The sequence below is a fragment of the Kitasatospora brasiliensis genome, assembly GCF_032654805.1.
Lineage (GTDB): Bacteria > Actinomycetota > Actinomycetes > Streptomycetales > Streptomycetaceae > Kitasatospora > Kitasatospora brasiliensis.
The window spans coordinates 710,363-722,627 of record NZ_JAUOOW010000004.1 but is presented as its reverse complement, the minus strand read 5'-3'; the positions used below and the strand labels follow the sequence as shown (position 1 = coordinate 722,627).

Annotated in this window: 13 protein-coding genes; 4 read left to right on the top strand and 9 right to left on the bottom strand. The window is 73.5% G+C overall.

The window, feature by feature from the left end:
* The first annotated feature begins 135 nt into the window (after nt 1-135).
* Both QWJ13_RS19485 and QWJ13_RS19480 read left to right on the top strand, forming a co-directional pair.
* On the top strand, nt 136-543 hold the full coding sequence (locus QWJ13_RS19485; protein WP_316525947.1) for a hypothetical protein: 408 nt from the start codon (nt 136-138) through the stop codon (nt 541-543).
* Between the two features lie 116 nt (nt 544-659).
* Entirely contained in the window at nt 660-1,319 is a 660-nt protein-coding gene (locus QWJ13_RS19480; RefSeq protein WP_316525945.1) for a thiaminase II/PqqC family protein, read from the top strand.
* A 151-nt stretch (nt 1,320-1,470) separates the two neighbouring features.
* Here the strand turns inward: QWJ13_RS19480 and QWJ13_RS19475 are convergent, their stop codons facing one another.
* From QWJ13_RS19475 to QWJ13_RS19460, 4 genes are all read right to left on the bottom strand, one after another.
* Nucleotides 1,471-2,010, bottom strand: a complete 540-nt coding sequence (locus QWJ13_RS19475; protein ID WP_316525944.1) for a hypothetical protein — start codon at nt 2,008-2,010, stop codon at nt 1,471-1,473.
* A 155-nt stretch (nt 2,011-2,165) separates the two neighbouring features.
* On the bottom strand, nt 2,166-3,389 hold the full coding sequence (locus tag QWJ13_RS19470) for an ROK family transcriptional regulator (protein ID WP_316525942.1): 1,224 nt from the start codon (nt 3,387-3,389) through the stop codon (nt 2,166-2,168).
* Between the two features lie 290 nt (nt 3,390-3,679).
* Complete coding sequence (locus QWJ13_RS19465) at nt 3,680-4,888, bottom strand: trans-sulfuration enzyme family protein (RefSeq protein ID WP_316525941.1); 1,209 nt, start codon at nt 4,886-4,888, stop codon at nt 3,680-3,682.
* A 148-nt stretch (nt 4,889-5,036) separates the two neighbouring features.
* Nucleotides 5,037-5,411 (bottom strand): hypothetical protein, encoded by a 375-nt coding sequence (locus QWJ13_RS19460; RefSeq protein WP_316525940.1) that lies wholly within the window; start codon nt 5,409-5,411, stop codon nt 5,037-5,039.
* Between the two features lie 223 nt (nt 5,412-5,634).
* On the opposite strand from QWJ13_RS19460, the gene QWJ13_RS19455 reads away from it, so the two are divergent.
* On the top strand, nt 5,635-7,284 hold the full coding sequence (locus QWJ13_RS19455) for an LCP family protein (RefSeq protein WP_316525938.1): 1,650 nt from the start codon (nt 5,635-5,637) through the stop codon (nt 7,282-7,284).
* Nucleotides 7,285-7,301: 17 nt separating this feature from the next.
* Here QWJ13_RS19455 and QWJ13_RS19450 read toward each other — a convergent pair whose 3' ends face one another.
* From QWJ13_RS19450 to QWJ13_RS19435, 4 genes are all read right to left on the bottom strand, one after another.
* Nucleotides 7,302-7,961, bottom strand: a complete 660-nt coding sequence (locus QWJ13_RS19450) for a double zinc ribbon domain-containing protein (protein WP_316525937.1) — start codon at nt 7,959-7,961, stop codon at nt 7,302-7,304.
* A gap of 95 nt (nt 7,962-8,056) precedes the next feature.
* Nucleotides 8,057-8,320 (bottom strand): hypothetical protein, encoded by a 264-nt coding sequence (locus QWJ13_RS19445; RefSeq protein ID WP_316525936.1) that lies wholly within the window; start codon nt 8,318-8,320, stop codon nt 8,057-8,059.
* A gap of 168 nt (nt 8,321-8,488) precedes the next feature.
* Entirely contained in the window at nt 8,489-9,469 is a 981-nt protein-coding gene (gene lepB, locus QWJ13_RS19440; RefSeq protein ID WP_316525935.1) for a signal peptidase I, read from the bottom strand.
* A gap of 63 nt (nt 9,470-9,532) precedes the next feature.
* Entirely contained in the window at nt 9,533-10,129 is a 597-nt protein-coding gene (locus QWJ13_RS19435) for a helix-turn-helix domain-containing protein (protein WP_316525934.1), read from the bottom strand.
* Nucleotides 10,130-10,258: 129 nt separating this feature from the next.
* Between QWJ13_RS19435 and QWJ13_RS19430 the strand changes: the two genes are divergently transcribed.
* Nucleotides 10,259-10,603 carry a hypothetical protein gene (locus QWJ13_RS19430; protein ID WP_316525933.1) on the top strand — a complete coding sequence of 115 codons (345 nt, stop codon included), beginning with the start codon at nt 10,259-10,261 and terminating at the stop codon, nt 10,601-10,603.
* Between the two features lie 10 nt (nt 10,604-10,613).
* Here QWJ13_RS19430 and QWJ13_RS19425 read toward each other — a convergent pair whose 3' ends face one another.
* On the bottom strand, nt 10,614-11,777 hold the full coding sequence (locus QWJ13_RS19425) for a magnesium and cobalt transport protein CorA (protein ID WP_316525931.1): 1,164 nt from the start codon (nt 11,775-11,777) through the stop codon (nt 10,614-10,616).
* Nucleotides 11,778-12,265: the final 488 nt, after the last annotated feature.

Sequence of the window (12,265 nt, the reverse complement as noted above, 5' to 3'; positions counted from 1 at the left end):
ACGGCGGCCCCGCGGGCCACCACCCGCGGGGCCGCCGCACGCACAAACTGACGCCACATCACCATCATTGCCCGCTGAAGACTTTCCCAACATTCACGCAGGCTCCCGGAACCCCGGGGCGGCGCAACGGCGTTGATGCGACGGGAGGGATACGGAGATGACAAGGAAGCCGCACCGCCTGGCCGCCACCACGCTCGCGCTGCTCCCCCGCTGGTCGCCGCGTGCGACACCGACCAGGCCTTCAACCGCGGAAAGCCGGCGATCACCCTCACCAGCGATGTCCAGGACCTCGGCGATGCGGCGACCAGCATCGGGCAGCTCGTCGACGAGGGCCACCGACAGCAGACCCTCGACGCCCTGAAGAAGGTCGCCGACGACACCGAGAAGATCCACCAGAACGGCGGGGACAAGCTCGGCGCGGCCACCGACCGGCTCTCCAAGGCCATCGACGCCATCGACCGGGCCTCCGACGGCCGGCAGCCCGACTTCGAGCCGATCACCGACGCCGCCGGTGACATCGGCAAGACCTGCGCCGGCGACTGACCCCGAGGACCGCTTCGCCCGCTCCCGACTCCACCGGCTCCCGGCCTGTCGCCACCACACCGGCACCGCCAGACGGTAGGAATGGCCCCGGACCGACCCGCACCCCGGAGGCACCGGTGAACCACCCGATCCTCGACCAGATCCAGGACCTGCGCGCCGGATTGGCACCCGGCGACACTGCCCCCGCCTTGGTCACGGCGCTCGCCGACGGCACCGCGCCACGCTCGACGCTGGCCGAACTCGCCGCCCAGCAGCACCGGATCATCCGCTCCGACCGCCGCAGCCTGCTGCTGCTCGCCAGCCGCTGCGCGGACCGGCCGGTCGGCGCCTGGTTCGCCACCATGGCCGAGGGCGAGAGCGTCGCGCTGCGCACCCTGCCCGCGCTCGCCGCCGCCGTCGGCCTCGACCGGGGCGAGCTGGAGACCCGCCCGCCGCTGCCCGGCTGCCAGGCCTATCCCCACTGCCTCGCCTGGTTCGCCCTGAACGGCGAGCCGGCTGCCGCGGCCGCCGCCATGGTCGCCAACTTCGCGGCCTGGGGCGGTTATTGCGGAACGATCGCACAGGCCCTTCGCCACCACTACGGGTTCTCCGACGAAGCCTGCGCGTTCTTCGACTTCTTCGCCCAACCCGCACCCGAGCTGGAGCAGCAGGCCGCCGACGCGCTGGGCCCGGACCGGCTGGACGAGCCGACGCTGGCCACCGCACGCGAGTACGGGCTGTTGCTCCAGGCCTACGAGCACCTGTTCTGGGACACCCTGGGCGTCATCGACGCCTGAACCCGAACACCCCGGGCCCGAACAGCCGCGGGCCCGAACACCCTCGGCCCCCGCACCCTCGCAGGCCCCCCTCGCGGGCCCAAACGCCTTCAGCCCTCGAACGCCTTCGGCCCCGGACGTCCATACCGCGGACGTCCGGGGCCGAAGCGCCTCAGGCCTGCCAGTGCGGCTTGCCGCTGACCATCCGGCAGTAGATCACCCGGCCACCGGCCTCGTGGGTGCTCTTGCCCAGGTCGGCGTTGCGGCAGAACTGCCCGGCCTCGTAGCAGTTGCCCGCGTTCGAGCGGATCTCACAGCCGGCGCCGGCCGCCGCCGGGGGCTCCGGGTCGTTCGGCGGCTGGGCGGTGGTCACCTTCGGCTGCGGCGCCTTGGTGGCGGGCGGCTGCTGGGGGGCGCTGGGCTGGGCCGGAGGCGCCACCGGCGGCGGTGTGACCGCCGGGGCCACGGGCGCCGCCGGGGCCGGCGGGGCGCTGGTCGGCTCCGGCTCCGGGGCGGCCGGCGGGGCGGTCGGCGCGGCCGGCGGGGCGGTCGGCGCGGCCGAGGTGGCGGCGGCGGTCGGCGTGGCCGAGGCCGTGGCACCGCCGTCGGTCGCCGACGGGTCGCAACCGGTCAGCGCCAGACCGACGGTGAGCACGAGTCCGGCGAAACCGGCCAGACCGGCCCGACGGCGACCGGGTATCCGTGAAGGCATGGGAGGAGAACGCTCCGTTCCGTTTGGATGAGTCGTGCGATTCAAGCAGGAATCGCATACGCACCGTCCACCGAACCCTCACTCGTTGGCAGATCGTGATCTTCCGGCCACCGAGCGTCCCGTCCGCGCCGCCGCCGCGGCGCGGCGACCGGCCGTCAGCGCAGCCCCGCCGTCCGGCGCTCGAACACCTCGGGGCGGGCGGTCTCCAGCGCCGTGGAGACCGCGCCGAGGAGCACCGCCTCCTCCCCCAGGGCGCTCGGCGCGAGCGTCGGCCGCATCGGGGCGAGCCGGTGCAGGGCCCGCTCCAACGGTTCCAGCAGCAGGTCCGCGCTGTTGCCGATCCCGCCGCCGAGCACCACCAGGTCCGGGTCCAGGACGGCCGACAGCACGGCCACCGCGTAGGCGAGCCGCTCGGCCTCCCGCTCCACCGCCCGCACCGCCGCGGCCTCCCCGGACCGGGCCCGCTCGAACACCTGCTTCGCCGTCAGCTGGCGCGCCGCCGGATCCCCGTCCAGCCCGAAGTCCCGGGCGACGCGCACCACCGCGTCCGCGGCGGCCTCCTGCTCGATGGTCGCGGCCGGCTGACCGGCCTGCTCGGGCAGCGGGACCAGGCCGATCTCGCCCAGCGCGCCGTGCGCGCCGAGCAGCAGCTCGCCGTCCTTCACCACGCCCAGCCCGAGCCCGGTGCCGACCAGCAGGTAGGCGAACATCCGGCTGCCCCGCCCGGCACCCCGGGTGTACTCGCCGAGCGCCGCCAGGTTGGCGTCGTTGGCCACCGAGACGGCCGTCCCCAGGCCCTCCCCGATCCGGTCGAACAGCCCCGGCCTGCCCCAGCCGGGCAGGCTGCTGGCGTACCGCACCCCGCGCCGCCGCTCGTCCCACACGCCCGGGGTGCCGATCACGGCGTGCACGATGTCCCCGGCGGCCAGACCCGCCTCCGCGATCGCCTCGTGCGCGGTGGCGACCACGGCGTCCGCGACCGCGTTCGCCGACCGGCCCCGGTTGGCCACGTCCCGGCGGGCGACGACCGTCCCGGCCAGGTCGGCCACGGCCACCCGCAGCCGGGCCCGGCCGATGTCCACGCCGAGCACGTACCCGGCCGTCGGGTCGGCCTCGTACAGCACCGCGGTGCGGCCGCGCTCGGGGGCAAGCGTCCCGGCCTCCCGGACCAGACCGGCCCGCTCCAGCTCGGCCAGCGCGGCCGAGACGGTCGGCTTGGACAGGCCGGTGTCCCGGGCCAGCTGGGCGCGCGAGGAGCCGCCTCCGGTGCGCAGCAGTTCCAGCAGCAGCCACTCGTTGTTGCTGCGCAGCCGCTGCCGGTTCCATGGCACCCCGGGAGCCCCGGCCGCCGGTCGAGTGGTCGGCTGGTGGGGGCTCATCGGGCTTCCTCCGGGGCGGTCTGCGGGCGCGGGCACGGGGTGTGCGCGGGCCGGATCGGTGCGGCGCCGGGTGCGCCGGGCCGGGCGGCGGCGTCCGGGGCCGGGCGCCGCCGCCCAAGTATGACCGGTGGTCATCCGGCGTTCGCGCTCCCCGGCGGCCCGCCCCGGTGCCCGCGCGGAGCCGGCCACCCGGTCGCCCGCCCCCGGCCGCGCTGACGGGCCGCGCTGACCGGCCGCCGAGCCGACCCTTCATGACGTCGGCCGGCCGGCGCCGACGGCTCCTCCCGCGCTCACACCTTCGCCAGCGCCTGCCGGACGTCCGCCCAGATGTCCTCCGGGTGCTCGATGCCGACCGACACCCGAACCGTGCCGGGGCCGATGCCCATCGCCGCCAACTCCTCGTCCGACAGCTGCCGGTGGGAGGTGCTGGCCGGGTGCAGCACCAGGGTGTGCACGTCGCCCAGGGACGGAGCCAGCGAGGCCAGCCGGACGGACTCGGTGAACGTCTCCGCCGCCGTACGGCCGCCGGCCAGGTCGAAGGCCAGGACGCCGCCGTGGCCGTCGGGGAGCAGACGGCGGGCGAGCCCGTGGTCGGGGTGGGAGGGCAGGCCCGGGTAGTGGACGGCGGTGACCGCGGGGTGGGCGGAGAGCCGTCCGGCCAGGTCGAGCGCGGTCTCGCAGTGGCGGCGGACCCGCAGGGCGAGGGTCTGCATTCCGCGCAGGGTGAGCCAGGCGGCGAACGGGTCGGCGGCGGCGCCGAGTTCGAGCGAGCGCCGCCAGACCCGGTGGTGCAGCTCCGGGTCGGCGAAGACGGCGATCCCGCCGAGGACGTCCGAGTGCCCGCCCAGGTACTTGGTCACGGAGTGGATCACGATGTCCGCGCCGTGCTCGATCGGGCGGCACAGCAGCGGGGTCGCGAAGGTGTTGTCCACCACGCTCACCACTCCGGCCCGCTTCGCGACGGCGATCAGTCCGGGCAGGTCGGTGACCCTGGTGGTGGGGTTGGAGACGGTCTCCAGGAGCAGCACCCGGGTGGTGGGGCGCAGCGCGGCCGCCACTCCCGCCGGGTCGTCACCGTTGACGTAGCCGACCTCGACGCCCCACCGCTCGGTGAGGTCGGTCAGCGCCCCGACGGTGCCGCCGTACAGGCTGCGTTGGGCGATCACGTGGTCGCCGGCGCGCAGCAGGGCGAGCAGCGCGGTGTTGATCGCGCCCATGCCGGAGGCGGTGGCGATGGCTCCGGTGCCGCCCTCCAGGTCGGCGACGGCCTGTTCCAGGGTGCGGACGGTGGGGTTGCCGAAGCGGTTGTAGAAGAAGGCGCCGTCCGGTCCGCCGTGGGCCCGGGTGAGCGCGTCGCCGGTGTCGAAGGCGAACAGGTGGCCCTGGTGCAGTGGCACGCCGAGCGGACGGCTGCCGACGACCTCGGCGAGCGGCGGGTGGACGACCCTGCTGTCGGGGCGCAGCCGGTCGGGGGCCTCGTGGGAGTGGTTGTCGCTCATGGCGCTCATCCTCGGGCGGTCCCGGCGTCCGGGCCAGGGCCAATCGCCGTCAAGTGGCCCGCCCCGGGCGGTCGTTCCGGCTCCACCGCTCGGAGAGCGGCGGCGAACGCCCGGGTCGCGGCCGGCGCCCGGAGGCTACCGGCGGCGGCTACTTGCGGCGGCTGAAGATCCGCTTCACGGCGTAGACGATCCCGACGATCAGCAGCACGAAGAACAGGATGATCAGGATGATCACGACCAGCAGGAACTTGCCCAGCTTGGCGAAGAAGCCCTTTTTCTTCTTCTCGTCCTTGGCCGCGAGGTGCACGGAGTCGGCGGTCGACCCGGCGCGCGCCTCGGTGCGGACCTCCTGTCCAGTGCTCGCGCCGAAGGCGCCCTCGGCAGAAGTGCCCGGGGTCGCTGCCGCTGCCGCGACGCTTCGGGGTGCGGCCACCGCCGCCCCCGCTGTGGCGGCGCCGAGGCCGACGGCGGCCAGCAGAGCCACCAGGGCGCCAGCTATCGAACGTATGATCCGATCAGTCATCATGCTCCTTGCACCGGTACGGAGCAGCGCGGACCAGCCAGTCTGATCAATTTCTCATGGTCTGACCAGCTGGTTTTCTGATCCGCGCCTAGTATGCTCCACTGAAGTTCTACAGCGGTGTAAAAGTTTAGCGACGGGTCCTGCCTGGATCGGCCCCGACCCCGGCCCATGCGAACCCACCGCTTCGACGGGGGTTCCCATGGCAACTGTGGAGGATGACGACATGCCTGGCCGCAAGGGTTCCCCCGAAGCCGAGAATTCCCCGCGCCGGGCGGGCGGGCGCCGGACCGCAGGCCGCAGAACCGACCGGAACCAGGACAGTACGGACACAGCGGGCGGCCGTTCGGCGGGCCGGGCCAAGAAGAAGCCCAAGCGCGGTGCCAAGGAGAAGGTGCTCTGGGCGACCGCCGGCTGCACCGCCCTCGCCGTCCTCGGCGGCGGCGCCCTCTACTACCGGCTGAACAGCAACATCAACACCTTCGACGGCGACGCCCTCAGCAAGGACCGCCCGGAGGCCGCGGCCCCGGACGCCCAGGGCCGCACCCCGGTCAACGTCCTGATGATCGGTTCGGACAGCCGCGGCAACGGCAACAGCGACCTGGGCGGCGGCGGGGACGGCGGCGCCCGCTCGGACACCGCGATCCTGCTGCACGTCTACGCCGACCACAAGCACGCCGTCGGCATATCCATCCCCCGCGACTCCCTGGTCACCATCCCGCCGTGCAAGCTCCCCAACGGCAAGTGGACCAAGGAGCAGACCAATGTGATGTTCAACAGCGCCTTCTCGGTCGGAGACAGCGACCAAGGCAACCCGGCCTGTACCCAGAACGCCGTCGAGAAGCTGACCAACCTGCGCGTCGACCACACCATCGTGGTGGACTTCAACGGCTTCGCCTCGATGACCAAGGCGGTCGGCGGCGTCCAGGTCTGCCTGCCGAACGACATCCACGAGGGAGACCTCAACCCGAACCTCGGCCGCAAGGGGAAGCTGCTCTTCGCCAAGGGCAAGCAGAAGGTCGAGGGCCAGTCCGCGCTGGACTACGTCCGGGTCCGGCACGGCATCGGCGACGGCTCCGACATCGGCCGCACCAAGCGTCAGCAGGCCTTCCTCTCCTCCCTCATCAAGGAGGTCAAGTCCCGCGGCATGGACCCGACCACCCTGCTGCCGCTGGCCGACGCGGCCACCAAGTCGCTGACCGTCGACCCCGGGCTCGGCTCGGCCGCCAAGCTGCTCGCCTTCGCCATGTCGCTCAAGGAGGTGGACCTGCACGACGTCAAGTTCCTGACCGTTCCCTGGCGTTACGAGGGCCCGCGGGTCGCCCTGGTGCACCCCGACGTGGACCAGCTGTGGGCCGCGCTCAAGGCCGACCGCACCATCGACGGCCAGGACGCCAGCGTCCCGGCCGACGCCGGCTCCGCCACCCCCGGCAGCCCCGCCGGCGAGGCCCCGCCCGCCCCGACCCCGGCATCGGACGCCAAGGCCGCCGAGGTGAAGGTCTCCGTACTCAACAGCACCGGCGAGACCGGACTCGGCGGCCGGGCCGCGGAGACCGTCAAGGGCGCCGGCTACACCGTCACCAGCGTCGGCAACGCCGTCGGCAAGCCCCGCAGCACCACCGTCGTCGAGTACGGCACGGGCGAGCGCACCTCCGCCGAGGCGGTCGCCAAGCTCTTCCCCGGCGCGACCGTACAGCCCGGCGGCCGGGGCGTCAGCGTCGTCCTCGGCCACGACTTCGCCGCCGCCGGCCCGGCGAGCGCCACCTCGCCGGCCCCCGGCGGGGCCGCCACCGCCCCGGCCCCGCTGCCCACCAGTGTCAGCGGATCCGCCCGCTCGGCCGACGACGACCCCTGCGCCAACCTCTCGTACGGCTAGGCGCTCCTACGGAGCCGTCAGCGCCTCGTCCCGCAGGACGGGCAGAACGCGGCGCCGTCGGGCACGTCCTTGTGGCAGCCGGCGCACTGGACGGGCTGCGCCAGCCGGAAGCCGCAGCCCGGGCAGAACGGCGTGCCGTGCGTCTCGGTGCGGCACTGCGGGCAGACCAGCTGGCGCGGCGCGTTCACGTCGAACTCGGCGCCGGACTGCTGCCCGGCCTTGTAGGCGCGTTCGGTGACCGTGTCGTTGAGGCCGCGGTGCTGCGCCGCCACCGCCTCGGCCGCGGTGTCCGGCGCGCAGGTGTGGCACAGGCCCTGGGCGGGGTCGAAGCAGCGGCCGCAGACGTAGTGGGTGCACCGGGCGCAGCGGTTGAAGTGGGACTGGGCGTTGGTGATGGCCCGTTGGAAGGCGGCGTCCCGCGAGGTGCCCCAGGTCTGGCCGGCCAGCCCGTCGGCGGCGTTGCTGATGGTGTTGGCGTTGCCGCCGATGAGGTTCCAGGCCGCGCTGACGCCCTTGCCTATCCAGCCGGCCATCTGACCGGTCCGGAACGGCTCGAACGCCGAACGCCAGGTGTCCGAGCAGCGGGAGCAGGAGAACTCGAACTGGAAGCCCGCGCCGGTGCCGTGCTGCTCGCACAGGTCGCGGTAGTTGTTGCTGAAGTAGATCTCCGAAGTCACGTCGTCCCCGGTAGCTAAGTGGCCTGTCAGCGGTCGCTCCCAGGGACGACGGGGGCTCACCGAACGGTTCCGCCGAGGGCTTCCGACCGGTGCGCTCAGAGCCCGGAGAGCGGCAGCAGCAGCACCCGCGAGGGGTCGAACCGCTGCCAGCGCGCCGACTGCCCGCCGCGGCCGATCCGCAGTCGGCACCAGCGCTGCCCGCTCGCGTCCTGCCACCAGGCGCTGATCCGGCCGAGCGCCCAGGTGCCGTCCCCGAGGTCGACCTCGACCGGCTGGTACACCCACTGGACGTCCCGGTCCGCCGGTTCCGCCCCGGCCGGCCCTGCGGCGCCCTCGGGACTGCACTGACTCTCCATCACGGCTCCGCCTCCCGACCCGGACCAGGCCGCCCGGCCACCCGCTCGGGGCGGCCGGGCGGCCCGGGTGCAGCTCACCACCCGGACTCTACAGGCGTGTAGAGATCGGCGGGAGGAGTTCGACGGGGCAATTCCACCGGGGACGTTCGGCCCGGGCGGCGTGAGCGGGCTTCAGTCGTCCTTCCGCGCCGAGGCCTCGCCCACCGAGTCCCCGCGGCGCACCGAGTCCTCGCGCACCGAAGCCCCGCGCGCCGACCGCCGCCGCTGCCACAGCGCGAGCGGCACGATCCCGGCCAGCCCGGCCGCCTCCGGCGCCGGCGGCACCTCGAACGGCGCGCCGGCCGCCCCGGCCGGCACCCGGTCGAAGGTGTCCGGGACCGGCAGCGTCGACCAGTCGGACAGCGGCCAGGCGACCACGAAGGCCCGGCCGACCACGTTGTCCACCGGCACGAAGCCGTCGCCGGTCTCGTTGTGGTGCCAGCGGGAGTCCCGCGAGTTGTTGCGGTGGTCGCCCATCACCCACAGCTTGCCCTTGGGCACGGTGACGGTGCCGACCGGGTCGTTGTCGCAGGGCGTCGCACCGGGGAACAGGTACGGCTCGTCCAGCGCGACGCCGTTCACCTTCAGCGGCGCGCCCGCCTCGCAGTCGACGGTGTCGCCGCCGACCGCGATCACCCGCTTGATCAGGTCCTTCTCGTCCGCCGAGGGCATCAGGCCGACGGTGCTGAGCACCTTCTGGACGGCGCCCATGCCGGAGTCGCCGGAGGCCGTCGGCGTACCCTCCAGCCAGCCGCCCGGGTCGCGGAAGACCACCACCTCACCGCGCTCGGGCTTGGCGCCGAACCACGGGGTGAACTTGTCGACCAGGACCCGGTCGCCGATCGCGAGGGTCTGCTCCATCGAACCGGAGGGAATGGAGAAGGCCTGCACGAAGAAGGTCTTGATGCCGAGCGAGAGCAGCAACGCGATCACCAGCAGGATCGGCAGCTCCTGCCAGAACGGGCGCTTCTTGCGCAGCCGCTCCGACTTCCCACCCGCCTCCTGGTCCGCTCTCCCCGAGGCGGCCTCGGGGACGACGGTGCCCACGGCCGCCTCCGCGCGCTCTCCGGCGCCACCGCTCTCGCCGGACTCCGTGCTGTGCTGCACACTCATTTCCTCGGCCCCTCCCGACGGCCCGACGGGAGCCGGATCGAGGACCCCCTGTCTGGAACGAACCTACCGAACAGAGGTTCCCGGGCGCGCCCTGACGTGGATGCGCTCGCCCTGCGGACCGAACAGGCTGAGGAACTCCACCGGCTGCGGGCCGGCGTTGCCGAAGGCGTGTGGGGTGCGGGTGTCGAACTCGGCGGCCTCACCGGCCGTCAGCACCAGGTCGTGGGTGCCGAGCACCAGCCGCAGCCGTCCGGACAGCACGTACAGCCACTCGTAGCCCTCGTGGACCTTCGGCTCCAGCTCCGGCCCGGCGTTGCGGCCCGGCGGCACGATGTGCTTGTAGGCGTGCAGCCCGCCCAGGTGGCGGGTGAGCGGGACGATGGTCTGGCCGTTCCTGGTCACCGGGCGCGGGTGGATCCGCGGGTCTCCGGTGGCCGGGGCGCCGACCAGTTCGTCCAGCGGCACCCGGTACTCCCGGGCCAGCGGCAGCAGCAGCTCCAGGGTCGGCTTGCGCTGCCCGGACTCCAGCCGGGACAGCGTGCTGAGCGAAATGCCGGTGGTGGCGGCCAGTTTGGCGAGCGTGGTGCCGCGCTCCCGGCGCAGTGCCCGCAGCCTCGGACCCACCGTGGTGAGGACGTTCTCGAACTCTTCGTCGGCCATGCCTGTCATTTGCCGCTACGGCAATGACCCTTGTCAATCCGGCACACGGGTGAGGATCCGCGGCTCACGTCAACGGGCGAGGGGCCATCACCCTTCGGCGCACTCCCGTGAACGGCCTATCCTCCCGTCATGCGCATCCTCCTCACCCGGGACAGCGTGGCGGCCGGCGACGACGCCGACGCCCCGCACGCCGCGACCGTCGACCTCCCCGACGGCCTGGACCTCCCGGCGGCCCTCGCCGCGCTCGGACTCCCCCGGCCCCGGCTCCCGTTGATCGGCGGCGGCCGCGCCACCTGGCTGGTGCGCGGCGCGGACGGCACCGCACTGGCCGTCCTCGCCCAGCAGTGGCCGCAGCCCCGCCCGCTGCCGGCCGGCCACGGCCCGCTCGCCCGCCTGGCCGGACCGGACGGCGTCGTCCGGCTGCACGTCGAGTACCGGCGCCAGGCGGACCCGGAGGCGGAGTACTACGGCTGACCGGAGAGGGTCAGAGCCAGTCCCGCTTCTTGAACACCAGGTACAGCCCGGTACAGACCAGCGCCATCAACCCGATCGCGAACGGGTAACCGAAGGCCCACTTGAGCTCCGGCATGATCTCGAAGTTCATCCCGTACACCGTGCCGATGAGCGTTGGCGCGAAGAGGATGGCCGCCCAGGAGGAGATCTTCTTGATCTCGTCGTTCTGCGCGTGCCCGGCCTCGGCGAGCTGCTTCATCTCCTCGTTCTGCCGCTGCGAGACCAGCGTCGCGTTGACGGTCAGGATGTTCTGGAGCATCTGCCGGAAGCCGTCCACCCGCTCGGCCGCGTAGGTGGCGTGGTCGGCGACGTCGCGCAGATAGCGCTGGAGCTCGTCGTCGGTGCCGTACTTGCCGAAGCCCGCCTCCAGGCTCTTCATGATCTCCAGCAGCGGGCGGGTGGCCCGCTGGAGCTCGATCACCTCGCGGGACAACTCGTAGATGCGGCGGGAGACCTGCGGGTCCCCGCCGAAAACCTCGGTCTCGATCTCGTCGATGTCGTGCTGGAGGCCGGCGATCACCGGCGCGTAGCCGTCCACCACGGCGTCCAGCACCGCGTACAGCACCGCCTCCGGGCCGAGTGCCAGCAGCTCCGGGTCGCCCTCCAGGCGGCGGCGCACCGCGGAGAGGTCGGGGGCCTGGGAGTGGCGGACGGTGAGCACGAAGTCGGGGCCGACGAAGAGGTGGATCTCACCGAAGTCGACCTCCTCCGCCTCGTCCAGGTAGCGGGCGGCGCGCAGCACCACGAACAGGGTGTCGCCGTAGCGCTCCAGCTTCGGCCGCTGGTGGGCGACGATGGCGTCCTCGACGGCCAGCTCGTGCAGGTCGAACCGGTCGGCGGCCTCCAGCAGCTGCGCCTCGGCCGGGCGGAACAGGCCGATCCACGCCATGGTGCCGGGCCGGTCGGGCAGCTTGCGGTAGATCTCGGCGAGGTCGGTGGGCGCCTCTATCCGGCGGCCGTCCCGGTAGACCGCCGCGTCCACGACGGAACGTTCCAGCGTCACCGGCTCGATGGGCTGGTCCGGGCGGGGGTCCATCGAATGCTCGGGCGCCGGACCGGTGTCCGCGGGCCGGACGACGGGACGGGAGAACGGACGCTTGCTCGCGCGCACGGCGCGCACACGCCAGTCGGACATGGCGGGGACCTCCACGGTGGATGCCCGGCCGCCACGGGGAACAGGGCGGGCCGGAGGCGCCCGGCCGGCCGCCACGCGCACGGCGCGACCGGCGGCGCCTCGTCGGGAGGACGAGGTCAGTGTCGCGCGGGAGCCGTACGGGAGGAGGTGTGCCGGGGGCCGCGAGTGGTGCGGGACAACCGGGGGCGGGGCCGACTTCGGCCCGTACTACTGCACTCCACGGCTCTCACCTCCTCGCCCTCGCGCGCTCACGCACCGGAGATGGCGCCAGCACAACCCGGCCGAGTCTAGTACCCGTACGACCGGAGCCCTCGCCGGGGCCCTCGCCGGTCCCCCACCCGTCTCCCACCGGTCCCCCGCCCGTCTCCCTCGGGGACCGCCCGGGTGTGTCCCGCCGGGCGCCAACGACCCTGCCGCGCGGGGGTTTTCGTACGCGATGTGGCAATCGTGAGGAGGCCATCACGGAGAGGCGATTGCGCCACTACGCT